Here is a 26256-nt window from a genome sequence, read left to right on the forward strand (position 1 = left end):
CTAGGTCAACCCGTACCGCGCGAGTCTGTCCGCGACCCTCGCCTCCTGCGCGAAGGCAGTGGCCTGGTCGATGGGCATCGCGCCTTGCCGCATCCAGGCCAGCGCTTCGGCCTCTGCCTGGGCGGGGCCGATACCGCCCCGTCGTAGAATCGCTGCAGCGATGCGCTCGCGCTCGCGCGGTGGAAACCATGCGAAGGCCATGCGCAGCGCGGGCAATGCCCGCAGGAAATCCGCGTCGTCCCAGGCGCTGACCAGTGCTTCGACGGCCGCCAGCGTCGCATCCTGCGCGACCTCTTCCCGGGCGAGGGCGAACAGGCCGGCGAGGAAATCGCCGAGGGTATCGGGCAGGCCGAAGCGGCGTAGCCGGCGCGCGGCTTCGTCCGGCCCCGCTCCGATCTCGCCGCAGGCGACCAGGAACCCGAGGGCCGCCCCCGCGAGTGCAGGCGGTGCGTCCGGGTCGGCCAGCCGCCGCCCCAGCATGGCGACGAAGGGCGGGCGCAACGGTGCGAGGCCCGGCACGGTGTCCCGGCAATCGCGGAACAGGTCGCGGCAGGCGAGGACGAGTTCGATGGCACCGAGCCCTTCGCGGGCATCCACGATGGTCTCGATGAGAGGCAGCGCGCGCTCCCCCAGGGCGACGCAGAGTTGGGCGAGGGCCGGGGCCGCCGTTTCCCCGAAGGCCGCGCCGAAGCGGTGGAGGCGCACGAGCCGGCGCCCGGTACCTCCGAGGTCGGCAACAGCGTGCGCCGTGGCGATGCCCCGGCTCAACCGCCCGAGCAGGTCACCCTCGATGGGGAGGCCGGCGAAGAGCGCGTCGGAGAGAGCGAGGGCCAGCACGTGCAGGCTGTCCGGGTCGGCCTCGATCCGCGCGGCGAGCCGAGCCGTGGCGGCCATGGCGAGCGTGCCGCCCCAGAGCGAGGCTTCGATCAGGGCGCCGGGCCAGTCGGGATGCCGTGCGATCGCGAAGCTTTCGCGGGGCAGTCCTGGTTCGGCGAGGTCGGGGCCCTCTTCGCGGCCGATGCCCGGAAGTCCCAGGACGACGGTCTGGTGGAGCAGGTGCGCCCGCGCGCGGTCGGCGGGCTCGGCCCAGTCGATCGGCACGCGTCGGCGTAACGGACCGGGTTCCAGGTCGGCGGCGCGCAGTCGCTCCTCCACATCGGCGACGAGGGGCGGCTGTCGGGTGCCCGGGGCGAGCCGTCCCTCGCGGTGGCCGGCCAGGGCCCGCAGCATCGCGGCCAGGGCCGCGTGGCGTGGGGCGGCGGCGGACGCCGTCCAGGCGGGCGGCGCATTGAGGGCGTCCTTGACCAGGGTGGCCAGGGCCGCATCGATCAGGTCGGCGCGCAGGATCGCCGGGTGGGCGCGCAGGCGCGCGAGCGCACCCGCATGCGCCGCCCAGGCGATGCGGTCGGCGGTCGAGACCACCTGCCCGGCCTCGCGCAGGGCGGTCGCGATGGTGCCGGCGGCCCAATCCGCTGCCGGGTCGAGCCCCTCGGCGGCGACGTGTTCGTAGTAGCCCGGTGAGGGCATGCCGGCGCTGTAGCCGGAGAACCGGTCGAGGCGGGCATAGGAATAGGGCACCAGGTAGCTGCCGGTCCGCTCGCCCTGATCCGGCGGTGCCGGTTCGGGCCGGGCGCCGTCGGCCCGAGCCGCGTAGCGTCGGATGGCTTCCGCGTGCCAGCCACCGCAGACCAGCACCACCGGCTTTCCCCCGGCCGCGCGTAGGGCCCAGGCCGCGTGGGCGCCCATGAAGCGCTCGCGCGCCTCCTCGGCCGGATCGTCCGTGCCGGGCGGGCGCAGGAGGGCGAAGTAGCGCGCGAGCCGGTCCGGCAGCTCGTGCTTCGGGGCGGCTTCGGCCAGCATGTCCCAGAGGGCGTCCTGATCCTCGGCGCCGAGGGCGGAGGCGAGCGCCCGTTCGGCGGCTTCGGCCCGGGGGCCGTGCGGGTCGGCGTAGCGGTTTCGCCGCTGGCCGAAGGCCGGATCCCAGGCCGGCAGGTCGCAGAACAGGGTCTCGGCGCCGACGGCCCGGCCCGAGACGAGGGCCTGCCATTCCGGCGAGAAGGCGCAGAACGGCGTGTAGGAGGCGTGGCTGGCGTGCTCCGTGGCCCGGAACGAGAAGATCGCCACCGGCAGGGCGTGGTCGAGGGCGAGGTCGGCGAGGTGCGGGTTGAAGTCCGACGGCCCCTCGATGAGCACGAGGGCCGGGCGAACCGTCTCGATGGTACGGCGCACAAGGCGCGCGCAGGCCGGCGAATGGTGACGCACGCCGACGACCGTGAGCGGCTCGCCGGTCTCGGGGCCGTTCATTGCGGGGTGAGGAGGTGACGGGCGGCGTAGAGCGCGCGCCACGCCGCGCCGTCGCGGCGGCCGACGCGCTGTTCGAGGTAGCGGCGCAGGCGCGCCAGATCCTCGGCATCGTCCTTGGCGGCGGTTCCGGCGAGGCAGGCGACGATGTCCTCCGGCCGTCCCGCGTCGCCGCGCAGGAAATGCGCCTTGACGCCGATGGCGTGGGCGACGCTGACGGCCTCCGCCGTGCTCATCACAGAGGAGAGCCGCTCCAGGCCGGTGCCCTCGTGATCCACGGCCTCGCGCAATTCCCGGAAGCAGGTCACGAGGAGTTCGAGGATTTCGGGGTCGGGCGCGCGCGGCACGCCGGACCGGACGAGGAGTGCGGTGGCTTCCCGGCGCACCAGCGCGAGTTCGGCCGCCGCGTCCGCGATGGGAAACACCGTCTCGAAGCCGAAGCGGCGCTTGAGGGCCGCCGACATCTCGTTGACCCCCCGGTCGCGGGTGTTGGCCGTCGCGATGAGGTTGAAGCCCTCGCGGGCATAGACCATGCCGGCATCGCCCGTCAGTTCCGGCACCGCGAGCACGCGGTCGGAGAGCACGGACAGCAGGCTGTCCTGCACCTCCAACGGACAGCGGGTGATCTCCTCGAACCGCACGATGCGACCCGCGCGCATCCCGGTATGGAGTGCCCCCGGCACCAGGGCGCGTTCGCTCGGCCCTTCCGCGACGAGGAGCGCGTAATTCCAGCCGTAGCGGATTTGGTCTTCGGTGAGCGAGGCGCCGCCCTGGATCGTCAGGGTCGAGCCGCCGCTGATCGCGGCGGCGAGCAGCTCCGACAGGAGGCTCTTCGCGGTGCCGGGCTCGCCGATGAGCAGCAAGGCCCGCGACGTCGCCAGGGTGACCATGGCACGCTCGACCAGGGCCGGCGAGCACACGACCTTCGGCTCCCCTGCCCCATCGCCGCAGATGAATCGCTTCACGCCCTGGAGCGAGAGCTGCCAGCCGGGCGGGCGCGGTGCCGTATCCTCCGCTCGCAGCCGTGTGAGCTCTGCCGCGTGCACGACCTCCGCCGGGGGCCGCTGGCGGGTTTCGCCGTCCGTCCTCGCCCGTTCGACCTTCGCCATGCCGCCTCCCCCGCCGAGGTGCACCGCAGTGCCGCCTCACCCGGCCGAAGACTGCCCCGGTCCAGGGCGGTTTCTCAAGGGCCCGCGATCGCGAGGGTGTTACGTAAACCCCCGTCCGTGAACGCGCGCCCGAGCCGCCACCCTACGCGACCACGAGGTTGAGGGCGTGGGTGGCCGGCGCGAGCTGCACCCGCCGGCCCCATTCGAAGGCGATGAAATCCTGCTCGATCCCGTCCGCGAACACCACGCCGCCGTCGTTCATCCGCGACGTGACCGCGAGGGACGCCCCGGTGAGCTTGCCCGCGCGGAGCTCCGTGGTGCTCGTCACGCTGGGGAACGGCTCGCGCACCCAGTAGCCCACCGCCGCCTCCTCGACGCCGATCCGTAGGGTGAGATGGGTCGCCTCGCCGATGGAGCGGGCCCAGCCGGTCAGACCGGTGCCCGAGGCGACGATGAGACCGCTCGACGACTGGTCCTCCGAAACACCGTCCGCCTCGATCCGATAGCGCGCGGATTGGTGGCTGCGGTGGCCGACGAAGATCTCGTTGAGCGCGAGTAGCGTCTGCCCGTCGTCGAGCACCGCCCGCACCATGGTCCGTCGCTCGATCTGCGCCGCCCCGGCGACGCTGGCCGCGAGCAAGGGCCCCAGGCGCTCCACCGCGACGCGGGCCAGCACGCCGTCGTGGAGATCGGGCGCCGGATTGACGCCGATCACCGGCTGGTCGCGCAGGTACTTCGCCACGTTGGCGACCAAGCCATCCTGTCCGACCGCGACGATCACGTCATCGGGGGCGAACAGGAACCGGTCGAGGTCGCCGCGCCGTGCCAGAGCCTGCCGCCACGCCCCCGGCACGGCGGCGCGCGCCTGGCCGAGTACCGCGTGGAAGCGGGCGTGCCGCGCTTCCATCTCCGCGAGGTTCTGGCCGCGGCTCTCCAGGAAGAACCGGGCCTGGCCACGGGTGGCGTGCCGGGCCAGGAGGGCTTCGTAGTCGGTGTCGCGGATCACGAACACGGCGCGCGGGGTGACGACGGACATGGTGTCCTCAGCGCGGGAAGGCCGGCGGCGCCACCGGTGGGCCCGGCTTGCAGAACTCGCCCAGGACGGCCGCGAGAAGGTCGGGCGTGACGTTGACGTGCTCGATGGTCTCGAGCTTGCCCGCGAGTTCACGGGCGGCCAGCCCGAGCAGCACAGCGGGCGGAAGGTCGCGATAGATGGCCGCGCGCCGCTGCTCGGCCTCGGCCCTGGCACCCTCGACGAGGCGGATGCGCTCGGCCTCGGCCGCCGCCTCCAGCCCGTGGGCCTCGGCCAGGCCGGCCGCGCGGTCGCGGGCATTTTCCGCCTCGCGCGCGATGAGCACCGTCTCGCGCCGAGCGAGTTCCGTGCGGGTCTCCAGCTCGTTCTCTGCGATGGCGCGCTCCTTCTCGACGGCGAGGGCGCGGCGGGCAAAGGTCGCCGCGTCCGCCTTCTGCTGAAGCGACTCGAAGGTCGGCGTCTGCAGGGCGCGCTCCAGTTCGCTCGTGGGCGCGAGGTTGGTGAGCCGCACCGAGACCACGGCGACGCCGATCTCGGCGAGGGAGGGGGCCGCTCCCAGCACTGACTCGAGGGCGATGCGCAGGGGTTCGGGGCCGGCGTCCAGCAGCGCGCCGACGGGGTTTCCGCCGATCTCCTGCAGGACCGCCTGGCCGGCGATGCCGCTGAGGCGCGCCTCGATGCGCTCGATGGGTTCGCCGCGCGGCTTGCCGGTGTGCAGTCCGAGGGAGAAATCGACGCGGCCGGCGAGCAGGTCCGGATCGACGACGCGCCAACCGATAGTCCCCTGGACCACGACGGTCTGAAAGTCGCGGCTGCGGCCGCGCACGAACAAGGTCATCTCGCGGTCGTCCATCGGCACCTCGCTGATGCTCGCGGTCTCCGGCCGGAACCAGAAGACGAGCCCCCGGCCGCTCTGCCGGACGCGGCCGTTGCGGTAGCGGATGACGTGGCTGCTCGCCTCGCTCTTCAATTGCGCGATCGGGCCGAAATTGCGGATCGTGGCCATGGGATCTTCCTACAGGATGGACGCGGATTCAGAGCGGTTTCCGAACGCGGTAGAGTTCGGCGGGGCGGAACGAGGTGCCGGACTCGCGGGCCCCCGTCGGTGCCAGCCAGCCGCGGTCGAGCATCCGGCGGCGGAAGGCGGGCTTGTTGAGGGGGATGCCGAGGATCGCCTCGTGCACGTCCTGCAATTGGCGCAGGGTGAAGTGCTCCGGCAGCAGGGCGAAGCCGATCCCGGAATAGTCGAGCTTGCCCCGCAGCCGCAGGATCGCGAGGGCCAGGATGTCGGCGTGGTCGAAGGCGAGGGACAGCGGGCTCCGCCGTTCCCGATCCTGCGCGGAGAATGCCGTGACGGGGCCGCCGGTCTCGCCGGCCCACGGCACCTCGACGATGGCCGCCGACAGCTCCGCCGCGCCGTCCAGGGCCTGCCGGAACGCGGCTTCCGGCAGGAGCGCGAGATAGGCCACGGAGACGATGCGCATGCGCGGGTCCCGGTCGAGGGCACCGAAGGTGTAGAGCTGCTCGAGGTGCGGCCCGGCGATGCCGGCCTTGGCGCGGAGGACGCGTTCGGCGGCCGCGTCGAGGGTCTCGTCCATCCCGACGAAACCGCCGGGCAGCGCCCAGCGATCGGCATGGGGGTGCTCGGTCCGCTTCAGCAGCAGGGCCGCCGGGCGGTCGGCATGAATACTCATCAGCACGAGATCGACGGTGAGCGCCGGGCGCGCGAAGGCGTTCGGATCGTACGCTGCGAGGAACGCGTGCTCAGACATGGCATCACCATATATTTAATCTGCGTATAACTAAGATGCGAATTAGATATATGTCAAGGCATCGGGATCGTAGCGCGTCATACCGGTTGATCGCTTCGCGATGCGGATGTGGGCTTCGCTGAGGCCGCCCGTGGACCATCGTGGGGACATGAAAGTCGATCGTCCGGGCCGGCCGCCGCGCAAAACCGGGTCTGGCCGACCCATGAGCCCGGGGAGGGCGGCCGGCGCCGCCCAACCAGGGAGACGTCACATGCGCTCGATCTCGATTCTCGTCCTCGTCGGCCTGCTCGGCGGCGCGGCTCCGGTTCTCGCCCAGGGGACCGACAGGGCTGCCAGCGGAGGCGGCAATCAGGAGTTCCTCGGCGTCGATCTCGACAATGGCGGGGTCTACTACAACGGCCGCAACTCGGGACGGTACTGCGTCTACCGGACGGTCGAGGTGTTCAACCGCAACACCGGTTATGTCGAGGCGCGCCGCATGCGCCGGTGCGGACGCGGTCTCTACCTGCCGTAGGGAGCGCCATCATGCTGATCGCCCTCTCGCCCCTTCACCTGGCGGTCCTCAGCCTCGCCATCGCGCTGGTTGCAAGGTAATGGCCTTGCGCGCCATGCTCCGGCCGAATTTGCCCTCGACGTCCGGTCGGATACCCACCGAGCGTTCGTCGGAACCCGTCTTCTTCCATGTGGCAAGGAGAGCCCGTGCATGAGGAACAACATAACGGTCCGGAATGCGCGGGCTCGCGCCACCCGCTGGCTCGTGGGGGTTGTCGCCCAGATCACGCTCCTCGCCGGTGCCGTCGAGCCGGTCCGGGCCGCGCCCGATCCCGCCATCTTCTCCGACAATGCCGATTCCGTCGCCGTCGTGATTGGCAACCGCAGCTACAAGCAGACGGTGCCGGTCGACTTCGCGCACAACGATGCCGAGGCGATGCGGGCCTACCTCGTCCAGCGGCTCGGTTACCGCGACACCAACGTGTTCGTCCTCAAGGACGCGACTCTCAACGAGTTCAATCAGGCCTTCGGCACCGAGCGGAACCCGCAATCGGGCCGGCTTTGGCGCAGCGTGCGCGAGGGCCGCTCGAACGTCTTCGTGTATTACTCGGGCCACGGCGTACCGGATCTGGCCACGAAACAGCCCTTCCTGCTGCCGGAGGACGGCAACCCCAACCAGGGCGAGAGCGGCTACAGCCTGGAGACCCTCTACCGCAACCTCGACCTCGTGAAGCGCAAGATCGGCGCCGAGCGCCAGCTCGTGGTGATGGTCGATGCCTGCTTCACCGGCGAGACCGGCCGCAAGGGCGAAAGCCTGCTCGCCGTCTCGGCACCCGGTTTCGCCCCGTCCCGGCCGAAGGCCGAGACCGGAATCGTGCGAATGGTCGCCACCTCCAGTGCGACGCCGGCCAACTGGGACGAGGCGAACCGGCTCGGCCTCCTCACCAGCCGCTTCCTCATGGGCGTCTCTGGGCTGGCCGACGCGACGGATCGGCAGGGCAACGGCGACGGGCAGGTGCAATGGCCCGAGCTGAAACGCTACCTGCGCACGGAGGTCGAGGAGGCCGCGCGCCGCGCCAGCGGCCGCGAGCAGGTGCCGGAGATCGACGATGCGCCCATCGTGCTGAAGGCCTCCCTGCCCGTCGAGGCCGTCGCCAAGGGCGTCGCGGCGGTCCGCGACGAGGCGGCGTGGCGCCGTGCCGAGACCTTCGGCACCCGCGAGGCCGTCGAGGCCTATGTGGGCACCTGCGGCGAGGTCTGCGCCCACAGGCCCCAGGCCATGGAAAGGCTGCTCTCCGGTAAGCGCAGGGACGCGGCAGCCATCGACCAGGAGAACTGGGCTCGGTTCGGCCAGCAGCGGCAGTACCAGGCCTATCTCGATTCCTGCGGCGAGGTCTGTGCCTACCGCAGCCTCGCGGAGGGCTATCTCGGCGGCTCGGACCCGAACGGCGATCCGCGCGTGAAGCGCTGCGACGACCTCGCCGCCGGCACCGACGACCCCGACCGGCCCAAGGGCGTGACGGGGGTGAAGCTCGGGCGGATCGAGGCCAGCGCGGCCATCGAGGCCTGCCGCGCCGCCGCCGCTTCGTACCCGACCTTGCGCCGCCTCGCCTACCAGCTCGGCCGCGCCTACGACAAGTCCGACCGCTACAAGGAGGCCTTCGCGGCCTATGACGGCGCGGCCAAGGCCGGCAGCGTCTCGGCGATGAACAACCTCGCCACGCTCTACGAGAACGGCCAGGGCGTGAAGCGCGCGCAGGCGGAGGCGTTCCGCCTCTACCGGCAGGCCGGCGAGGGCGGCAACCGGGTCGCCCTCGCCAACGCCGCCCGCATGCTCGAATACGGCAACGGCATTCCGAAGAACGAGGCTCAGGCCGTGGCGCTCTACAAGCGCGCGGCGGAAGCCGGCGACGTCGCCTCCATCTCGAAGCTCGTGCCGCACTACGCCACCGGCGCCCACGGGTTTCCGAAGGATCTGCGACAGGGCTTCGACCTGTTCCGGCAAGCCGCCGACAAGGGCGATCCCGTCGCCATGGCGACCATGGCGGCCCTGATCGACAACGGTTTCGGCCGGTACTTCCCGGGGGTCAGCGCCTCCGGCCTGGTGCTGCGGGCGCTCAAGCGCGGCGAACTCGGCGCGGCCTCGGTTTCGGCCACCGACACGGGCGCCCAGAAGCTGAAGCCCGAGACGATCCGCGCCGTCCAGCGTGCCATCAAGGAGGCCGACTACTATTCGGGCGCCCTCGACGGACGCTTCAACCCGGTCTTCGTGCGCGCCCTCGACCAATACGCCAAGGCGAACGAGGCGGAATGAGACGCGCTCGCGCGTTCGGGCTCCTCGCGGCCCTGGTCGGCACGCCCGCCGCCGCCGATCCGGGCACCGCCGCCCTGGCGCCGTTCGTCGATGCCGTCGCCGCCTGCGCCGGCCGGGCCGACCTCCGGCTGGCCGTGGTCGGCGTCGAGCCCGGCCAGACCGCGCTTTCCCGCGAGCAGGCCGAGGAGGTGCGCCTCGCCGTGGAGAGTCGGCTCCAGGCGACGGGCCGGGTGCGCCTCGCGGCGGCGGCCGACGTGGTGCGGATCAAGGCCCTGCGCGAGGGCACCACCGGTCTCTCCGGCGCCGAGGCTGAGGCGCAGATCCGCGAGGCCTTCGCGGGCGACGCCAGCGTGTTCCTGGTGGAGCCCCGCCGGGCCGGCGAGACAGCCGCGTTCCGACTCCAGGCCATCACCCGGAGCGCCGCCTGCAAGGTCACCAGCGAGCCCGTCGTCGTACCGATCCGGGTCGGCGCAGGCGTCGCGGATATCGATGCGGTGATGGAGCTGGCGGTTCGGGCCTTCGCGCAGGCAGCGCCGAATGCCGGCGCCGTCGCGATCTGTCCCTTCGTGGCCGAGGGCGGCCATTCGACCTGCGCGGGCGCGCTGACCGACCGCCTCGTCATCGCCCTGGACGCCGAGGCCCGCTCGGCCAACCGCATCCTGAAGGGCGCCCGCCTCGATGTCCGCCGCAATCCGCCGGGGACGACCTGCGAGGGTCCGGTCACCGCCCGCGGGCGCTTCTCCCAGGATCGCGACGCCGGCGGCAATGCCCGTGCCTGGATGGAGCTGGAGTTCCAGCGCGACGGCGCCGTACTGGCGCCCACCGGGCGACGGCGCATCGGCACCGAGGGGCTCGGCTGCGACCCGACCCCCCGCCCCTTCCTCGACCATCTGGCGGCGACGGCCCGGACCGACGGCGGACGCCTCGCGGTCTCCGCCACCGCCACGCCGTTCTCGACGGGGCAGCGCCTGGAGATGCGCATCGAATCGAAGGCCGCTCAGAGCCTCTATTGCTGGGTCGTCGCCCCCGACGAGACCGCCTTCGTCGCCCTGCCGGTGCGCGGCAATCCCGCCTCCTCCGTTCCTCTCAAGGCCGGCGACGTCCGGCGCTACCCACGCGGCTACGGGCTCGACGAGATCGTCGCGGGCGCGCCGTTCGAGAACCTGTTCGCCTGCTTCGGGGTCTCGGGCGGCCTGCCGCCGGAACTGGAGGCGCGCTGGCTGGCCGTTGCCCCCGGCATGGAATCCGACGCCAGGCTCCTACAGGCACCCGAGGTGCTCGATCTCGTGGACAGGATCCGGGCGACACCCGGCGTGACCGAGGCGGCGGCACGCATCGTCGTGCGCTGACGGGCGTGCGTTGACGGGCGTGCGTTGACGGGCGTGCGTTGACGGGGATGACGGCCGAACGCGTGGGCGGTATCGCTGCACCGTCCGGGACATCGCGGAAGGGATCGGGCGGGGACATGACCGGCGGATACGACGAGCGATGCGCGGCCGACCTCGCCAACGTGTGCGAGGGGCGCGACCTGTCCCGGGAGGATCGGGCCTGGCTCGCGCGCGTCGTGACCGGCGCCGTGCGGCCGAACCGCGACAAGCCGCTCTGGGACCTCGCCCACGCGTTATGTGCCCTCGCCCGGCTCACGTCCGCCCGGGACGGACGCGACCTCGTCTCCCTCGCCCTCGATCCGGGTCTCGCCAGGCCGAACACCATCGCCGCGCGCTTCGGCGAGGCGCGGGCGGACGGGGTTTGCGCCGACGAACGCGGCCTCGTTTTCGCCGACGGCGCGGGCTGGCGCACCACCTGGGCCGGGCTCGCACGCCTGCTGGCGCTGGCCGAGTTCCTGCTGACGGCGGAGGATCTCGGGCAGTTCGCTCTCCTGTCCGGCTGGTTCGGGGAGCTCGCCGAGACGCCCGATGGCGACGCGGCCCCCCTGTTGGGCAAGCGCCTGGGCCGCCACCTCGCCGCCTACCGCAACGCCCATCTGCCGCTCGCGCCCCTGGAGCGACGCTTCCGCGGGCTCCTCGGTTACCTGCGCGGGCGAGCGGAGTTCGACGACGACGACATCCTCGCGTTCTGGTGCAGCGAGATGGAACAGGGCGAACGGCCGGGCTTCCGCACCATCGCCGAGCACTTCGTCACCTTCGAGGCCGCGGCAGGCCTGCGCAACGGCCTCGACAACCTGACGGCGGCCGATTCCCTCGAAGCGCATGTGGGGTGGGAGGAGCGCCTCGATGCGTCGTTGGCCGACCTCGTCGCGGGCGACCCGGCCGAGACCCTGGTCGATCTTCTCGCCGGCCTGGCGGAAGGCCCCAAGATCCTGACGGGGGCCGAGCGCGACGATCTCGCCGATCTCCTGCGCCTGGAGCCGTTCCACCGCACCCGTCCGCTCACCGCGCTGCGGGCCACGAGCTTCGGGCGGGTCCAGGCGGGCCTGTCCAACCGCCTGCGGCGTGGTGGTGGCGGCCCCGATCTCGCCGAGCGGGTCGCCTGCACGGAGGCCGAGACCTATTCGGTCCTGGCGGAGCGGGTCGCTGCGCTGGCGGCGCATCTCGACCGGATGCTGCGCATCGCGGCGGCACTCCGGGTCCCGGCGGAGGCGGAAGGGCTCGCACCGGAAACGCGTGACGCGCTGGCCGCCGCTCGGGCCGATATCCGGCGGGTCCGGCGCGCCGGGTTCGACGATCCCGCCCGTCTGGCCGAAGGCTTCGCCGCCGCCGATTCGGCCCTCGTGCGGCTCGCCGGAGAGATCGACCGGTTCCAGCGCGCGATCGCCGGATTGGTGCGCCACCGTCCCCTGGAGCCGGCTTTCACGGCAGACCGGGACATCTTCGCGAAAACCTTCGCGCAAGCCTACGTGGCGGAAGCGACGGCATGAGCGACGAAGCGGCCCGGCTGCTCGCCGAAATCCACGCCGCGCGTGCCTTGGCGCGTGCCTTGGCGCGCGCCGCGACGCCCGCCACCCGGCCGGGCGTCGCCGCCCTCTGGGCTCACGCCACCCGCGATCCGGGCGGCCCGGTCGATCTCGCGACGGTCCGGGCGATCCGGGCGGACCCCGGGACGGCCCGACGCTACCGCGCGCTCCTCGCCAGCCAGGCGATGGCGCACGCCCCCTTCGCCGTCGCGGCCTCGGACGGCCCCGTCGCGTCGCGCCGCATCGGAGCCTTCACCCTCGAAATCCTGGCCGCGATGGAGGATGCTCCGCCGCTCCTGATCCTCCGGGGCAGCGAAGCCCGGTCGCCACGCCTCATCGAGGTGATCCTGGGAGACGAGACCCTACGGGTCGCGCTGCCGCCCCCCATCGAGGGCGCGATCCTCCTCGCCCTCGATCCGGCGGTCCCGGAGGCGGTTCGCCTCGGGGCGATGCTGCGGGATCCGGCCTGTGCGGCCTTCCTCCTATGACGTCGCGCACATGATCGGCGCCCCGGCATGATCGGCGCTCCGGCATGACGCAGGCCTCGGTTCTCGTGGTTGTGCCGACGACCGGCGGCCCGCTTGTGCTGCGCGGCTTGACTGCGCGCCCCGGCCTGCCGACCTCAGCCGCCTTCGCGGTGGGCGATTACCGCCCCCTGCCCTGGTCCGGGGATTACGCGCGGCTCGCGGCCGAAGGCGGCCCGTTGTCCCGCCTACCCGGCATCACCGCCGGGCCCTACGAACTGCGCCTCAGCGGGTCGTTCGACGCCGGGCGCTCGTGGGAGGTGCCCGTTTGCCTCGCCCACGGCCTCGTCGCACACGGCTTTCGATTGACCCCCGAACCGTCCGAGGCGGATCTCGTGGTCTGGGCGACCGGCGCCGTCGATCTCGACCTCGCTGTCCTGGCCGCCGATTATGCGCTCCTCGACAAGATCGAGCGCTCCCGCGACCTGATGACCGAGGCGGCGCGGGCCGACCTCTACGTCCTTCTCCCCAGCGGTCCCGAAGCCGCGCAGGCCGAACGGATCTTCCGCGCTCTCCCGAGGGCGCGTCCTTCGGCGATCCTGCCGTCCGCATCGATCCCGGCCGCCCTCGCTGCGCTCGTGCGCGGCACCCTGCCGACCGTTGCCACCGCTGGCCGGCGTCGTCGTGCGCCGCCTGCCGTCGCGGCCGGTCTCGTGATCGCGACGGCCTTGGTCGCGATCCTCATGGCGCTCGACGGCCATCCGACGAAGGAGCGACCGGAGGCCCCCCCGGCCCTTGCCGAGGTCGACGCGGTCAAGGCTCGACCGGCCACCCTGCCGGATGGCGGCGCGCCGCCGCCAGGCGTGGAGGTCGAGGAACTCGTCGCGCCGGCGGGCTCCTCGTGCCGGCGCGTAGCGTTCGGTGCCGATCCGCCCGAGCGTCGCGCCGTTCCGTCGGAAGCGAGCGGACGCCTGCGCGCGAGCCGGCTCGCCCCGGACCTGTGCGGCCTCGCCTTTCGCCTCGTGCGACCCGGCGCCCGCCTCGCGGTCGACCCGGCCTTGGCCGCCGCCGCCCTGCCGCCGGTGCGCCTTCCCGACGGGGCGCAGGCCTACTTCCTGCGGGAGGGCAGCCGCCAGAACCTCGTCTACGTGGTCCAAGCCCTATCGGAGGCGGGCGTGCCGAGCGCGTCGGATCGTCTCGAACACGCGTTGCGACGGTGATGCTGCAATCACCGGTCGCAGCCGTCGCTTTTTGACGCAGCGTCGGACGGCGGGCATAACGCCGTCGCCGAGAGGAGAACAGGGATGGCCGAGAGCCGCCGAACGCGCCGCTCGATCCTGCGGGGAACCTGCCTGATCCTGACGTTCGCCGTCGCCGAGGGCGCGCAAGCCCAGAGCGTCGGGTTCGATCCCGCCGATTATGGGCGCGCCCAGCTACCTCTGCGACAGACCACCGGCGATGCGGCCTCCTATGTCGACCGCAACAAGGGCGCGTTCGAGCCCATCGCCGAACTCGACCCCAAGGACGCGCTCGCGGCGCTTGCCCGCCCGATCGGCCGGGTGGACATCGTCCTGCGCAACACCCGCAGCGGCCAGACCGTCGGCGCCTCCTGCACGGGCACGCTGCTGCCCGGCGACTACGTGCTGACGAACCACCATTGCCTGCCGCAGGCGGGCGACCTGACCCCGGTGAAGGCGTCGATCCTCATGGATTACCTGACCCTGGACGGGCAGGGCTCGCGGCGCTTCGACATCGATCCGAACCCCCTGGAATTCGACCCGCGCCTCGATTTCGCCCTCGCCCGCGTCGCCGGCAACCCGACCGCCATCTACGGCTCCGCCCGGCTCTCCGGTGCGGCGGTGTCGGGCAACCGGTCCATGCTCGTCATCCATCATCCCCTCGGGCGGCCGAAGGTGATGAGCCGCTTTCGCTGCTTCGCCGTGAAGGATCAGGGCGAGGGACCCGATCTGCGCCACAGCTGCGACACACTCGGGGGCTCCTCGGGCTCGCTGATGTTCGACGCCTCCGTGGCGGGCGTCGCGCTGCACAAGGAAGGCGGGCTCGACCCGAAGGACCCGTCGAGCTTCAACAACGCCACGCGCCTCTCGGCGATCCTCGGGAAGAGTCGCATCCTGGCGGAGATCGCCGCCACGCAAGGGCATCCGCCCGCGGCCACGACCCCTGCGGCCAGCGCCGCCGCGACCCCACCTCGCCCGCCTGCGGCACCGGCTGCCGCCGCCGACGGCGCCCTCGATCCGGATCGGATGAACGCGATCCTGCGCGGTCGTTGATCGCCGCCAGGAAATTCGACGCATCACACCGGGCCGGGCGGCGAAAACCGCTCTGGTCCGTCCACGGACAGGGTGTGCGGGGCGGGAGCAAGGCCCCGAATATGAGGAGGATCGGACCCCATGCGGATCGATGACGCGCCCGCCCGCCACCTTGAGCCCGTGCGGCTCACCGAGGCCGCCGCCCTCGATCGCGCTGCCCGCGCGCGCTGTGGACGCGCGGGACTGATCCTGGCCCTCACCCTCGCCACCCTGCTCGGTCAGGCGGCCCGCGCCAACCCGCTGACGGAAGTGCCAGGCGCCCGACCCGACGCGGCGCCGCGTGACGGGGTCAGCGAGCGGGCGGAGGGGGCGGTGCGCAACCCCGATGCCACCGCCATCATCCGGTCCCTTGCGCCCTTCGCCGATGGCAACCCGGGTGCCCCGGTGCGGGCCGTCGTGCCCGATGACGGCGGGCCGGCCCTGCGTGTCGATGCAGGCCGCTCGGTCGATCTCACCGTATTCTTCGCCTACGACAGCGCGCGCCTGACGCCCGAAGCGCGCATCCAGCTCGAACCCCTGGGGCAGGCGCTGCGTTCGCCGGATCTCGCCGGTCACGGTTTCCTCATCGCCGGCCACACCGATGCGGCGGGGGCCGCCCCGCACAACCGGCGTCTCTCCCTGGCCCGGGCCAGGGCGGTGAAAGCCCACTTGGTCGAGATCTACGGCATCGCACCGGGGCGCCTGCGCGTCCACGGCTGGGGGCCGAGCCGCCTGAAGGACCCGGCCGCGCCGCTCGCGCGGGTGAACCGCCGCGTCGAGGTGAGCCTGATCGCGCCCGCTCGCACCGGCGTCCTGCGCTTCGTGGTGCCCGTCGCCGAAACGGCTTGCGGCGGCCCGTCCCCCGCCGATCCGCGCCTCAGGGTCACCCTCGACCTCGACGATTTCGATGCGGCGCCGACGCCGCCAGCCTGCTCCGAATGACCCCGACCCCGAGACTCAGGAGAGAGATGATGCCGCTACTTCGGACCGCCGTGTTCCGCACCGCCGCCTTCGCCGCGATCCTTTCGGCGGGTCTCTCCGGGCTCGTCACGCCGGCCCAGGCGCAGGCAAAGCCCAACATCGTGGTGATGGGCGAAGATGCCGACGAGGATTCGGTGCCACGCGGCAACCGCATCTTCCAGCGGGTGATCACCGAACTGTCCGAGACGATGAACCTGCGCGGCTACAACGTCTACGACGAGACCGCCGTGGCCATGGGCTTCACCCAGCCCAACCGTGTCCGGCGGCGCGACGCCGAGCTGATCGAGGTCGCCCGCGCCGTACAGAACCCGCCCGTGGACGTGGTGGCGGTGTTCCAGGTCTACGCCTCGGCCTCGAAGTCCGCCTACTCCGACATCGTGCGGCCGGAGGTGCGCATTCCGGGTCGCCTTCTCAACGTGCGGACCGGTCAGTCGCTCGGTGCCTTCGAGGTCGCCGGCGTGCAGCTGCCGCCCCTGCCCCAGGGCTGCGACCGGGAATGCCTCCTCGAGCGGGTCGGGGCCGAGGCGAAGACCATCGCGGCCGATGTCGCGGCGGCCCTGACGGCGAAGCTCGACGGCGTCGTCGCGCCCCGGCGCGGCACCGACGCGGGCGGCCCCGCCTTCACCGCCCCGCCCCTCGCGGGCGGTGCGCCCGCGGCGGTTCCGGGGGGCGAGGCCTGCGGCGGCCTGCCGACGGCCTACACCGTGAAGTTGAGCGGCTTCTCGGCCCAGGAGGTCCAGGCGGCCGAGGAATACATGGCGGCCTTCCGCTGCTACGAGCACCACCGTCCGGTGCGCTCCGGCGGCGCGTCGGCCGAGTACTGGTACGAGACCCGTTCGGATTCGGCGCGTCTCGGCCGCAACCTGCGCCTGATGCTGGAGCACATGAGCGCGCCGGGCCAGGTGCAGTTCTCGGGCAACATCTTCGTCATCAGCCGTGTGGCGACGCGCTGAAGCCCCGGAGTCCCGCCCATGTCGTTTCCGCGCTCCCGCCACGCCGTCCTGCGGCTGCTCGCCCTCCTGGGCCTTCTCGCAGCTCCCGCCCATGCCGCCGAGGCGACGTTTCCGCCCACCGGAGCGGTCGGTCTCGTTCCGCCGCCCGGGATGGTTCCGGCCAAGGCCTTCGCTGGGTTCGAGCACCCCTCCGGCGCCTCGATCGTCATCATCGAGATGCCGGCGGAGGCCTACGGACAGCTCGTCGCCAAATTCACGCCCGAGGCCCTCGGACCGACCGGCTTCGTCGCGAAGGGCACGGGCGAGGGCTTGTCCGTGACAGGGGGCGAGGGCCGGCTCCTGCGCGGCAGCCAATCGGCCAACGGCCTCGCCTACACCAAGTGGATCGCGGTGGTGCGGGGTGGAGCCGGCACCGGCCTCGTCACCGTCCAGGTCCCGGAGGCCGCCCGCCGGCAGGTGCCCGACAAGGCCGTGGAGGCGGCACTCGGGACGATCGCGTTCCGGGCACCCGGCAACGTCGCCGACCAGATCGCGGCCCTGCCCTACTCCGTCGGCGATCTGGCGGGCTTCCGCCCGGTCCGCACCCTGATGGGCAATGCCCTTCTGCTCACCGACGGCCCCAAGGACATCGATCCGGAGGGCGAGCAGGCGATCGTCATCGTGGCGCCCTCGCTGGGCCAGGTTCCGGTCGCGCCCGGCCAGGAAGGCGCCTTCGCCCGCAAGGCCCTGGGCACCATCCGCGAGGTGCGGGACATCGCGGTCACGGACGAGAAGAACTCGACCCTCGGAGGTGCGGCCGTGGTCCGCCTGCGCGGAACCGGCAGCGACACACGGTCCGGCCGGATGATGGGTGTGCACCAGACGATCCGCTTCGATGGCGCAGGGTACCTGCGGGTCATCGGCCTCGCCGGTGCGGACCAGCGGGACGTTCTCGCGCGGATCGATCGCATCGCCGCGTCCATCGCAGTGCGCTGAACCCGAGGAGCATCGTCATGATCCGTCCGGCAGTCCTTCTCACAGGCTCGTTCCTGTGGCTCGGAACGGCAGTCCTCGCAACCGGTGCATCAGAGGCGGACCTCACCGACATCCCCGGCACGACGGCGCAATGCCGGGAGGCCGAGAGCCGCATCGCCTGCCTGCAGACCCTGACGGAGCGAAGCGCCCGGCGGCTCCGGCAGGCCCTGGCGAAGGCGCGGGCGGCCATCGCGCACAGTCCCACGATCTCCGACGCCGAACGGCCCGCGGCGCGTGAGACCCTCGAGCGGACCCAGCGCGCCTGGCGCATCTACGCGCGCCTGCGCTGTGAGGCGGAGGTCCCGGTCGCCTTCACGGGTGGGACCGGCCGCAACCAAGCCGTGCTGACCTGCCTGCGCGTGCATGATGCGCGCCGCACCGCCGAGCTCGGCGACTTGGCTGGAATCGATTGACGTCGAGGAAGAGGGACGCCCCCATGAGATGGCTCGTTCTTTTGATCGCCTCGCTCGGTGCCACCGACGCCCGCGCCTGGCAGGCGGCCGATGCGCGCGCGCCGCTCCTCCAGGATTGGGCGGCCCTCAACGCGGCCTGCCGGGGCGGGCGCGGCGGCGATCCCCGAACCCTCGATGCCTGTGCGCGGCGCGACGTCGTCGACCGACGGCTCATCGCGGAGGGCTGGTGCTACGGGCGGCCCGGCGACGCCGGGTTTCAGCGGGCCTGGCGCCGTTGCACCGATGACCCGCGCGGGCGGCCGTGACGCCCGAACCCGTGACGCCCGAACCCGTGGCACTCGCGGGGCCCGGCGACACGCCGATTGGACGCCGGAACGCCCGATCTCGAACACGGAGCCCGTCATGACCCCTACGATCCGCCTCGTCTGCGCCCTCCTCCCGCTGCTCCCGTCCGGGGCCCTCGCGCAGGATGTCGGCGCGAGCATCCTGCAGGGACTCCAGCAGCAGCAGTTTCAGGGGCTCGATGCGGCGATCGGCGCCCAGTCCGTCGAGGACACCGCACGGTTGCCCCGGGGGGATGCCGAACGTCCGGTCCGCCGCGCGGCCCTTCCGTTCACGACCAGCGCCGAGCTGCGGGCCGCCACGATCGGCCGGCACATCCAGGCCTTGCGGGCGACGAACCCCATCGCCGCGGTCGAAGTCGCACGCGAGATGGCCAAACACGATTACGACGCGATCTTTCGCAGTTTCCTCACCCAGACCGATCTGCGGGCAGACGATGCCGGCGACGTGCTCACGGCCTTCATCGTCCTGCAGTGGATGGTGGCGAACAACGTCGAGGTCGACCCGAGCCCCACTGCCCTGCAGGCGATCCGGCGCCGAATGGTCGAGCCGATTGCGGGCAAGCCGCCCCTGTCGCGACCCGCCACCCGCGCCGCCTTCGCCGAACAGGTGAAGCTGCGCACGGTCCTTCATCATGCTGGCTGGCAGGCGGCCCGGCGCCTGGGGCTGGTGCCCGATTTCCTGGCCGGGTTGTCGAAGGACTTCATCCCGGTGGCGTCCCTGCGGAGCGTTGCCTTCACCGACGAGGGGCTGGTTCCGAAAGGGCGCCGGCCCGGTTCCGCCGGACCAGCCCCGGATGCGGACTCGGCCGGGGGCCGGGCCGGCGCCACCGCGCCGCGGCCCGTCCCCGCTGCCGACGCGGTTGTGTCTAGCCCCGCGCCCCTGGCCGAGCCGCGCCACACCGCGAACTGGTCCGCCGTCGAGGGCGTGTACTTCCGGGCCGCCACGGGCGTCGGCGTCGGCGGCATGGTGGTCATCGAGTACGAGCCGCTGATCCTGTTTCGCGACGGCAGCAGCTACGAGATCGACGACGCGGCCCTGGAGGATGTCGATCTGACGGAAGAGCGGATCGCCAAACCCCGCCGGTTCGGGCGCTGGAGCCGCACGGGCAATCGGTTCGTCCTCACCGGGGCGGACGGGAAACCGCAGGACAACACGCTTCAGGGCGGCTCGTTCTTCAAGGCCTATCCGGCCGACGCGGGGGAGCGGGCTATCGCGCGGACTTACCGGCGCCTGTCGGGCGGCGGCAACAGCGCCATGGGGGGCGACGTCATGGTGTCCGTGGCGAGCCGGTACGCGTTTCGTGCGGACGGAACGTATGGGCGCGGAGGCTCCGTGGGGGCCGTCAATTCGGGTGCGACCTCCGGCGCCGGCTCGGCCATGAGCCGACGCGGTGCCCCCGAGGGCGGGCGCTACGCCCTCGACCACCACACCCTGACGCTCATCGGCGAGGACGGGCGAAGCCGGCGGCTGTTCTTCGCCTATGGCTCACGGAAGGACCCGCCGCAGCCGGACCGCGACATGGCCTTCATCGGCGCCAGCGTCTTTTCGCAGCCGGATTGATCCGGGCGGGCATCGCGGGGCGGCCCACCCCGCCCCCATCCGGTGCCGCGAGCTTGCGCCGGCCGGTCCTCATGCGGGATCGGAATAGGGCTGTCCGAGACGGCATTGGACCCCAGGCCCCGACGCGGCGCATCGTATCCGCACAAGGGGAGATCGCGATGCTCGGTGTACTTGGTGGGATGGGTCCGATGGCGACCGTGGACTTCATGGGCAAGGTCGTCCGCAACACCCCGGCCGCCTGCGATCAGGACCATATCCGGATGATCGTCTGCTCGGCGGCCGACATCCCCGACCGCACGGCCGCGATCCTCGGCGAGGGGCCCGATCCCTTCCCGGCCATGCGCGACACCCTGCGGCGGCTCGAGGCGGCGGGTGCGCGCCGGATCGCGATCCCATGCAACACGGCGCATCGTTGGCACGCCGCCCTGCAGGCCGAAACGTCGCTGCCCATCCTCCACATCGTAGACGCCGTGGCGGACGCCCTCGCCGGCGGAATGGGCGATCGCATCGGTGTGCTGGCGACCCGTGGCACGATCGCGGCGGGCATCTACCGGGAGCGTCTGGCCGCGCGCGGGTTCACGTGCCGGACACCCGATGCCGCGGGACAGGCCGAAGTGACGCGCGCGATCCGCCTCGTGAAAGCCGGGCACTCGGCAAAAGGCGGGCACTTGGCAGAAGCGCACACGATCCTGGCCGGGCAGGCCGAGGCGCTGATGGCGGCCGGGTGCAGTCGGATCGTCATGGCATGCACGGAAATCCCGGTTGCGCTGGCCTCCGTCGAAGGTCCCCTGGGCACGGCCCTGGTGGATGCCACCGAAGCCCTGGCCCGTGCCTGCGTGCAGATCTGCCTGCAAGACGATGCGGGCCCGTCACTGGCCCGTGCCGCCTGAGCCCGCTGGCGCGGCGCAGACGGCCCCGTCCGCCCAGGCGCACGGCCTTCCCCCGAGCGCGGCGATCAGGCGTCTTCGGCGTCCTCGACCCGGTAGCGCAGCCAGACGGTGCCGCCTTCCAGGGTCTCGGTCTGAAGGTGCCGGAGCGCCTTTCCGGCCGCCGGTCGCTCGCCCGGTTCGCCGTGATACTCGAAGATGGTGGGCACGCCCGCGAGGCCGTCGAGGGCCGGCGAGACGAGAAGGCTGACCTCATCGATCAAGCCGGCCTTGAGGAAGGCGCCGTTGATGATGCCGCCACCCTCGAGAAGCAGGGTCCGTACGCCGAAGGCCGCACCCAGGGTGTCCATGGCGGCGGACAGGTCCCGGCCCTCCGGCCCCGCGAACAGGTAGGAGACCCCGTCCTCCCGAAGCTCGGCGAGGTAGGCGTCGGAGACGCCCTCGCCGAGAACCGCCACCACGTGATCGCCGCCGGCATCGTCCCGCCCGTAATGGACCTTGCCGTGCGGATCGATGGCGACGGCCAAATCGCGGCCCTTGCGGTCGCCGAGATGGGTCCGGCGCAGACTGGCCGGGATGGCCGACGGCAGGCGGGGATGTCCCTTGGCGATCTCCGCCATGGTCGTGCGGCCCACGATCCATCCCTCGCCCCCGAGACGTGCGGCGGTCTCCTCGTAGTATCGGTGGACCAAGCCGTCCGCGATACCCGTGGCCGGCGGTGTCCACCGGCTCGGGTGGAGCCGGCCGTCGATGGAGCTTCCCATGTGACAGATGATTCTCGGGCGCATGGCGGGCCTTCGCCTGTTCTCGGGTTACGGTCGTGTCAGATAGCACGCGGTTCGCTGGCCATGACCCGCGGCGCCCGGTCCGAAAGGTCGACTTTCGGCCCGGATCGCAACCCGACGTCCCGACATCTGCCGCCGTTTTTTGCGCCTCTCCTCAGGCCGCGTCGGGCAGGCGCGCGAGGAGCTTGTCGAGGGTGATGGGATAGTCCCGCACCCGAACGCCGGTGGCGTTGTGGATGGCGTTGGCGACCGCCGCCGCGGCTCCCGAGATGCCGAGCTCGCCCACGCCCTTGGCCTTCAGCGGTGTCGCGGCGGCATCGACCTCGTCGAGGAAGATCGCGTCGAGGTGCGGGATGTCGGCATGGACCGGGACCTCGTACCCGGCCAGATCGTGGTTGGCGAAGAAGCCGCGCTTCGTGTCGACGGCGAGTTCCTCCATGAGGGCGGCCCCGATGCCCATGGTCATGCCCCCGATGATCTGGCTTCGCGCCGCCTTCGGGTTGAGGATGCGCCCGGCCGCGCACACCGCCAGCATCCGCCGGACCCGGATCTCCGCGGTGTCCACATCCACTCCGACCTCGACGAAGTGGGCGCCGAAGGTCTGGATCGCGAATCGCTTGGTCAGGTCGCCGAACTCCATGGCGTCCTCGGCCACGAGATCGCCTCCGCTCGCGGCCCCGGCGAGGGGTGCGCTCAGATTGCCGGACCGGACGAGGCCGTCCGCGAACACCGCGTCGGCGGAATTGATGCCGAGGCGCTGCGCCACCGTCTCGCGCAGGCGCATGCAGGCCGCGTAGACGCCGGCGGTCGAGGAGGCGGCCCCCCATTGACCACCCGAGCCAGAGCTTTCGGGAAAGGACGAATCCCCCAGCCGAACCACGACACGGTCCAGGGGCAGACCCATCATCTCGGCCGCGGTCTGGGCGATGATGGTGTAGGTGCCGGTGCCGATATCGGTCATGTCGGTTTCGACCGTGACCACGCCGCGGCCATCGAGCCGAACCCGCGCGGCGGACTTCGTCACCGGCGCCCCGCGGATGGCCGAGGCCATGCCGAGGCCGACGCGCCAGCGCCCGTCCCGCACCTGCCCGGGCTTGCCCACGCGCCGGTCCCAGCCGAAGCGCTCGGCGCCCTGACGCAGGCATTCGACCAGCTGCCGCTGGGAGAAGGCGCGCTCCGGCGTCTCGGGATCGACCTGGGTGTCGTTCAGGACGCGGAAAGCGACGGGGTCGAGCCCGAGCTTCTCCGCCATCTCGTCCATGGCGACCTCCAGGGCCATCATGCCGGGGGCCTCGCCCGGCGCCCGCATGGCGCTGCCCTCGGGGAGGTCGAGTTGCGCCAGGTGAAGGCGCGTCATCCGGGCCGCGCCCGCATAGAGCAGCCGGGTCGGAACGACGGCGGCCTCCGGGCGTCCGCCTGCGAGGTTGCCGGACCAGCTCTCGTGGCCGATGGCGGTGATGCGCCCGTCCGCGGTCGCGCCGATGCGGACGCGCTGGATCGTGGCCGGACGGTGGGTGACGTTGTTGGCCATCAGGGGCCGCGTCAGGGCGACCTTGACGGGGCGGCCGGCCGCCCGGGCCCCGAGCGACGCCAGGACCGCGTCGGCGAGGATCGTCCCCTTGCCGCCAAAGCCCCCGCCGATGTAGGGCGAGACCAACCTGACCCGGTCCTTCGGGATGCCCAGGGTCTTGGCGAGGTCGCGCACCCCCCAGTTCATCTGCTGAATCGAGGTCCACAGGGTGAGGCGGTCGCCGTCCCAGGACGCCACGGAGGCATGCGGCTCCATCATCGCGTGGGTCTGGTCGGGCGTCGTGTAGGTCTCGTCGACCCGGAAGGCCGCCGCGGTGAAGGCACCCTCGAAATCCCCGACCTGCGTCTCGGTCGGCCCGCCGAACTGGCCGGGCTTCGGCACCGGGGCGGTCTCCTTCGCCGCCGCGAGCTCGAAGCGGCCCGGGGTGGCGACCGCATCGACCCGGATGAGGGCAGCGGCGGCGCGGGCCTGCTCGAAGGTCTCGGCGACCACGACCGCGACGGCCTGATGGTAATGGTCGATGTCCGGCCCCGCGAGCGCCCGGGCGACGTAGAACGCCCCCCGGTCGAGCGGGCCGGCGTTCCGCGCCGTGACGACCGCCAGCACACCGCTGGCGGCCTCCGCACGGGACGTGTCGACGGAGCGGATCCGGCCCTTGGCGATACCGGCGCCCACGACGAAGCCATGCGCGAGGTTCACCTGCGGGTCGTGCCAGTCGTTGGCGTAGGGGGCGGTCCCCGTCGTCTTGAACGGACCGTCGATCCGGTCCGTCGGCTTCCCCACGACCACCAGCCGGTCGATGGGGTTCTGGCCCGCGGGTGTCTCGAACTTCATGCCACCGAACCCTGCGCTGAGCCTGTTGCGATGCTGTCTCCCGTCGCGGCGCTCAGGCCGCGTCGGGCATGCGGTTCAAGAGCTTGTCGAGGGTGATGGGGTAGTCCCGCACGCGGATGCCCGTGGCGTTGTGGATCGCGTTGGCCACCGCGGCGCCGACGCCGCAGATGCCGAGTTCGCCCACGCCCTTGGCCTTCATCGGCGACGACATCGGATCGACCTCGTCGAGGAAGAACACCTCCTGGTGCGGGATGTCGGCGTGGACCGGGACCTCGTAGCCGGCGAGATCGTGGTTGACGAAGTAGCCGCGCTTCGTGTCGACGGCGAGCTCCTCCATCAGGGCGGCGCCGACCCCCATGGTCATCCCGCCGATCACCTGGCTGCGGGCGGTCTTCGGATTGAGGATGCGCCCGGCGGCGCAGACCGCGAGCATCCGGCGTACCCGGACTTCCGCCGTGGCCACGTCGACCCCGACCTCGACGAAATGCGAGCCGAAGGTCGATTGCTGGTGGGTCTTGCCGAAATCGCCGAACTCGATGGCGTCCTCGGCGACGAGATCTCCCGCGGTCGCCGCCTCGGCGAGTGGGACGGCGCGGTTGCCAGAACGGACCTGCCCGTCCGCGAACACGGCGTCGGCCGAATTGACCCCGAGCTTGCCCGCCACCGCCTCGCGGAGCTTCACGCAGGCCGCGTAGACGCCGGCGGTCGAGGAGTTGGCGCCGAACTGCCCGCCCGAACCGGCGGACACCGGGAAGGTGGAGTCGCCGAGCCGGACGATCACCTTGTCGAGGCCAACCCCCATCATCTCGGCGGCCGTCTGGGCGATGATGGTGTAGCTGCCGGTGCCGATGTCGGTCATGTCGGTCTCGACCGTGACCATGCCCTTCGAATCGAGCCGGACGCGGGCGGCCGATTTCAGCACCATGTTGTTGCGGAAGGCTGCGGCCACGCCCATTCCGACGAGCCATCGCCCGTCGCGGACTTGCCCCGGCTTGCCCCGCTTGTCCCAGCCGAAGCGTTCTGCGCCCTGGCGCAGGCATTCGACGAGGCTGCGCTGCGAAAACGCACGCGACGGCTTCTCCGGATCGACCTGGGTGTCGTTGATCTCACGGAACCGGATGGGGTCGAGCCCGAGCTTCTCCGCCATCTCGTCCATGGCGACCTCGAGGGCCATCAGGCCGGGAGCCTCGCCTGGCGCGCGCATGGCATTGCCCTCGGGAAGATCGAGCACGGCGAGGCGCAGGGCGGTCATCCGGTTCGGTGCCGCGTAGAGCAGGCGGGTCTGCAGGACCGCCGCCTCGGGACCGCCTTCCGGCAGATCGCCCGACCAGCTTTCATGACCGATGGCCGTGATCCTGCCGTCCTGGGTCGCACCGATGCGGATGCGCTGGAGGGTCGCCGGCCGATGCGTCGTGTTGTTGAACATCTGCGGACGCGTCAGAGCGACCTTCACCGCCCGTCCCGCCGCGCGGGCTCCGAGCGCCGCGAGCAGCGCCTCGGACCGCAGGAACAGCTTGCCGCCGAAGCCGCCGCCGATGAAGGGCGACACGAGGCGCACGTTCTCCTTGGGAACGCCCAGGGTCAGCGCCAGATCGCGCACGCCCCAGTCGATCATCTGGTTCGACGTCCAGACCGTGACCTTGTCGCCATCCCAGGACGCGACGGACGCACAGGGCTCCATCATCGCGTGGGCATGGTCGGGCGTGGCGTAGCGCTCGTCGAGCTTCACCGGCGCGGCCGCGAACGCGCCCGTGAAATCGCCCACGGCGGTGGCGGATGGACTGCCTTGGACATCGCCCGGATCTGTCGCCCCGGCCTTCGCCACGGCCAGATCGAAGGCTCCTTTCGAGGTGGAATACCGGACCTTGACCAGGGCCGCGGCGGCGCGGGCCTGCTCGAAGGTCTCGGCGACCACCACGGCGACCGCCTGATGGTAATGCTGAATCTGCGGACCGCCGAGAAGGTTCGCCGTGTTCAGCTTGCCCTTGTCGAGCTTGCCCGCCGTCTCGGCGGTGACGATGGCGACGACGCCCGGAGCAGCCTTGGCGGCGCCCAGATCCATTGATGCGATCCGGCCCTTGGCGATGGTGGCGCCGACGACGACCCCGTAGGCGAGCTTCGCCTGCGGATCGTGCCAGTCGTAGGCGTAGGGGGCGGTGCCGGTGGTCTTGTACTTGCCGTCGATCCGGTCGGTGGCCTTTCCGACGACCTTGAGCTGGTCGATGGGGTTCTGGCCGGCGGGGGT

General features: G+C 71.9%; 22 protein-coding genes. 14 read left to right on the forward strand and 8 right to left on the reverse strand.

Annotation, left to right across the window (positions count from 1 at the left end):
- The 5 genes from ASG60_RS19070 to ASG60_RS19090 all read right to left on the reverse strand — a co-directional run bounded on the left by ASG60_RS19070 (window position 1) and on the right by ASG60_RS19090 (window position 6215).
- Window positions 1-2304, reverse strand: a complete 2304-nt coding sequence (locus ASG60_RS19070) for a DUF5682 family protein (protein ID WP_056387163.1) — start codon at window positions 2302-2304, stop codon at window positions 1-3.
- Window positions 2301-3410 carry an AAA family ATPase gene (locus ASG60_RS19075; protein ID WP_056167072.1) on the reverse strand — a complete coding sequence of 370 codons (1110 nt, stop codon included), beginning with the start codon at window positions 3408-3410 and terminating at the stop codon, window positions 2301-2303. The genes ASG60_RS19070 and ASG60_RS19075 overlap by 4 nt, the downstream gene beginning before the upstream one ends.
- A gap of 142 nt (window positions 3411-3552) precedes the next feature.
- Window positions 3553-4446 (reverse strand): NAD(+)/NADH kinase, encoded by an 894-nt coding sequence (locus tag ASG60_RS19080; RefSeq protein ID WP_056387165.1) that lies wholly within the window; start codon window positions 4444-4446, stop codon window positions 3553-3555.
- Between the two features lie 7 nt (window positions 4447-4453).
- Window positions 4454-5449: an SPFH domain-containing protein gene (locus ASG60_RS19085; protein ID WP_056387167.1), complete on the reverse strand. Its 996-nt coding sequence runs from the start codon at window positions 5447-5449 to the stop codon at window positions 4454-4456.
- A 28-nt stretch (window positions 5450-5477) separates the two neighbouring features.
- On the reverse strand, window positions 5478-6215 hold the full coding sequence (locus ASG60_RS19090; RefSeq protein ID WP_056387169.1) for an NUDIX domain-containing protein: 738 nt from the start codon (window positions 6213-6215) through the stop codon (window positions 5478-5480).
- A 250-nt stretch (window positions 6216-6465) separates the two neighbouring features.
- On the opposite strand from ASG60_RS19090, the gene ASG60_RS19095 reads away from it, so the two are divergent.
- From ASG60_RS19095 to ASG60_RS19160, 14 genes are all read left to right on the forward strand, one after another.
- Window positions 6466-6729 carry a hypothetical protein gene (locus tag ASG60_RS19095; protein ID WP_056387170.1) on the forward strand — a complete coding sequence of 88 codons (264 nt, stop codon included), beginning with the start codon at window positions 6466-6468 and terminating at the stop codon, window positions 6727-6729.
- Between the two features lie 189 nt (window positions 6730-6918).
- On the forward strand, window positions 6919-9021 hold the full coding sequence (locus ASG60_RS19100) for a caspase family protein (RefSeq protein ID WP_056387172.1): 2103 nt from the start codon (window positions 6919-6921) through the stop codon (window positions 9019-9021).
- Window positions 9018-10370, forward strand: a complete 1353-nt coding sequence (locus ASG60_RS19105) for a hypothetical protein (protein WP_056387175.1) — start codon at window positions 9018-9020, stop codon at window positions 10368-10370. The genes ASG60_RS19100 and ASG60_RS19105 overlap by 4 nt, the downstream gene beginning before the upstream one ends.
- A 116-nt stretch (window positions 10371-10486) precedes the next feature.
- Entirely contained in the window at window positions 10487-11899 is a 1413-nt protein-coding gene (locus ASG60_RS19110) for a hypothetical protein (protein ID WP_056387176.1), read from the forward strand.
- The gene (locus ASG60_RS19115; protein WP_056387178.1) at window positions 11896-12423 is read left to right on the forward strand and encodes a hypothetical protein; all 528 of its coding nucleotides are present in this window, start codon (window positions 11896-11898) and stop codon (window positions 12421-12423) included. The genes ASG60_RS19110 and ASG60_RS19115 overlap by 4 nt, the downstream gene beginning before the upstream one ends.
- Before the next feature lie 44 nt (window positions 12424-12467).
- The gene (locus tag ASG60_RS19120; protein WP_056387180.1) at window positions 12468-13619 is read left to right on the forward strand and encodes a hypothetical protein; all 1152 of its coding nucleotides are present in this window, start codon (window positions 12468-12470) and stop codon (window positions 13617-13619) included.
- Window positions 13620-13703: 84 nt separating this feature from the next.
- Entirely contained in the window at window positions 13704-14690 is a 987-nt protein-coding gene (locus ASG60_RS19125) for a serine protease (RefSeq protein WP_056387182.1), read from the forward strand.
- Between the two features lie 120 nt (window positions 14691-14810).
- Window positions 14811-15650 carry an OmpA family protein gene (locus ASG60_RS19130; RefSeq protein ID WP_082531838.1) on the forward strand — a complete coding sequence of 280 codons (840 nt, stop codon included), beginning with the start codon at window positions 14811-14813 and terminating at the stop codon, window positions 15648-15650.
- Between the two features lie 29 nt (window positions 15651-15679).
- Complete coding sequence (locus ASG60_RS19135) at window positions 15680-16642, forward strand: hypothetical protein (RefSeq protein ID WP_056387214.1); 963 nt, start codon at window positions 15680-15682, stop codon at window positions 16640-16642.
- An 18-nt stretch (window positions 16643-16660) separates the two neighbouring features.
- Window positions 16661-17617 (forward strand): hypothetical protein, encoded by a 957-nt coding sequence (locus ASG60_RS19140; protein ID WP_056387184.1) that lies wholly within the window; start codon window positions 16661-16663, stop codon window positions 17615-17617.
- Window positions 17618-17634: 17 nt separating this feature from the next.
- Window positions 17635-18069 (forward strand): lysozyme inhibitor LprI family protein, encoded by a 435-nt coding sequence (locus ASG60_RS19145; protein ID WP_056387186.1) that lies wholly within the window; start codon window positions 17635-17637, stop codon window positions 18067-18069.
- 23 nt (window positions 18070-18092) lie between these two features.
- Entirely contained in the window at window positions 18093-18374 is a 282-nt protein-coding gene (locus ASG60_RS19150) for a hypothetical protein (protein WP_056267523.1), read from the forward strand.
- A gap of 97 nt (window positions 18375-18471) precedes the next feature.
- Window positions 18472-19974: a hypothetical protein gene (locus ASG60_RS19155; RefSeq protein WP_244476715.1), complete on the forward strand. Its 1503-nt coding sequence runs from the start codon at window positions 18472-18474 to the stop codon at window positions 19972-19974.
- A gap of 158 nt (window positions 19975-20132) precedes the next feature.
- Window positions 20133-20864, forward strand: coding sequence for an amino acid racemase (locus ASG60_RS19160; protein WP_056387192.1), 732 nt, complete (start codon window positions 20133-20135; stop codon window positions 20862-20864).
- Between the two features lie 65 nt (window positions 20865-20929).
- Here ASG60_RS19160 and ASG60_RS19165 read toward each other — a convergent pair whose 3' ends face one another.
- From ASG60_RS19165 to paoC (ASG60_RS19175), 3 genes are all read right to left on the reverse strand, one after another.
- A complete protein-coding gene (locus tag ASG60_RS19165; RefSeq protein ID WP_082502969.1) occupies window positions 20930-21649 on the reverse strand; it encodes a RibD family protein in 720 nt (239 codons plus the stop codon).
- A gap of 151 nt (window positions 21650-21800) precedes the next feature.
- Entirely contained in the window at window positions 21801-24011 is a 2211-nt protein-coding gene (paoC, locus tag ASG60_RS19170; RefSeq protein WP_056387194.1) for an aldehyde oxidoreductase molybdenum-binding subunit PaoC, read from the reverse strand.
- A 52-nt stretch (window positions 24012-24063) separates the two neighbouring features.
- A partial coding sequence (gene paoC / locus ASG60_RS19175; RefSeq protein ID WP_082531839.1) for an aldehyde oxidoreductase molybdenum-binding subunit PaoC occupies window positions 24064-26256 on the reverse strand: 2193 nt, incomplete at its 5' end.

The sequence above is a fragment of the Methylobacterium sp. Leaf469 genome (genome assembly GCF_001424745.1).
Classification (GTDB): Bacteria; Pseudomonadota; Alphaproteobacteria; order Rhizobiales; family Beijerinckiaceae; genus Methylobacterium.

What these genes read in the sequence shown, in the direction of transcription:
- ASG60_RS19150 (WP_056267523.1), top strand. Translation starts at nt 18,093, where the DNA reads ATGAGATGGCTCGTTCTTTTGATCGCCTCGCTCGGTGCCACCGACGCC.
- ASG60_RS19070 (WP_056387163.1), bottom strand. Translation starts at nt 2,304, where the DNA reads ATGAACGGCCCCGAGACCGGCGAGCCGCTCACGGTCGTCGGCGTGCGT.
- ASG60_RS19130 (WP_082531838.1), top strand. Translation starts at nt 14,811, where the DNA reads ATGCGGATCGATGACGCGCCCGCCCGCCACCTTGAGCCCGTGCGGCTC.
- ASG60_RS19115 (WP_056387178.1), top strand. Translation starts at nt 11,896, where the DNA reads ATGAGCGACGAAGCGGCCCGGCTGCTCGCCGAAATCCACGCCGCGCGT.
- ASG60_RS19085 (WP_056387167.1), bottom strand. Translation starts at nt 5,449, where the DNA reads ATGGCCACGATCCGCAATTTCGGCCCGATCGCGCAATTGAAGAGCGAG.
- ASG60_RS19095 (WP_056387170.1), top strand. Translation starts at nt 6,466, where the DNA reads ATGCGCTCGATCTCGATTCTCGTCCTCGTCGGCCTGCTCGGCGGCGCG.
- ASG60_RS19120 (WP_056387180.1), top strand. Translation starts at nt 12,468, where the DNA reads ATGACGCAGGCCTCGGTTCTCGTGGTTGTGCCGACGACCGGCGGCCCG.
- paoC (WP_056387194.1), bottom strand. Translation starts at nt 24,011, where the DNA reads ATGAAGTTCGAGACACCCGCGGGCCAGAACCCCATCGACCGGCTGGTG.
- ASG60_RS19090 (WP_056387169.1), bottom strand. Translation starts at nt 6,215, where the DNA reads ATGTCTGAGCACGCGTTCCTCGCAGCGTACGATCCGAACGCCTTCGCG.
- ASG60_RS19125 (WP_056387182.1), top strand. Translation starts at nt 13,704, where the DNA reads ATGGCCGAGAGCCGCCGAACGCGCCGCTCGATCCTGCGGGGAACCTGC.
- ASG60_RS19135 (WP_056387214.1), top strand. Translation starts at nt 15,680, where the DNA reads ATGCCGCTACTTCGGACCGCCGTGTTCCGCACCGCCGCCTTCGCCGCG.
- ASG60_RS19155 (WP_244476715.1), top strand. Translation starts at nt 18,472, where the DNA reads ATGACCCCTACGATCCGCCTCGTCTGCGCCCTCCTCCCGCTGCTCCCG.
- ASG60_RS19140 (WP_056387184.1), top strand. Translation starts at nt 16,661, where the DNA reads ATGTCGTTTCCGCGCTCCCGCCACGCCGTCCTGCGGCTGCTCGCCCTC.
- ASG60_RS19160 (WP_056387192.1), top strand. Translation starts at nt 20,133, where the DNA reads ATGCTCGGTGTACTTGGTGGGATGGGTCCGATGGCGACCGTGGACTTC.
- ASG60_RS19100 (WP_056387172.1), top strand. Translation starts at nt 6,919, where the DNA reads ATGAGGAACAACATAACGGTCCGGAATGCGCGGGCTCGCGCCACCCGC.
- ASG60_RS19165 (WP_082502969.1), bottom strand. Translation starts at nt 21,649, where the DNA reads ATGCGCCCGAGAATCATCTGTCACATGGGAAGCTCCATCGACGGCCGG.
- ASG60_RS19105 (WP_056387175.1), top strand. Translation starts at nt 9,018, where the DNA reads ATGAGACGCGCTCGCGCGTTCGGGCTCCTCGCGGCCCTGGTCGGCACG.
- ASG60_RS19110 (WP_056387176.1), top strand. Translation starts at nt 10,487, where the DNA reads ATGACCGGCGGATACGACGAGCGATGCGCGGCCGACCTCGCCAACGTG.
- ASG60_RS19080 (WP_056387165.1), bottom strand. Translation starts at nt 4,446, where the DNA reads ATGTCCGTCGTCACCCCGCGCGCCGTGTTCGTGATCCGCGACACCGAC.
- ASG60_RS19145 (WP_056387186.1), top strand. Translation starts at nt 17,635, where the DNA reads ATGATCCGTCCGGCAGTCCTTCTCACAGGCTCGTTCCTGTGGCTCGGA.
- ASG60_RS19075 (WP_056167072.1), bottom strand. Translation starts at nt 3,410, where the DNA reads ATGGCGAAGGTCGAACGGGCGAGGACGGACGGCGAAACCCGCCAGCGG.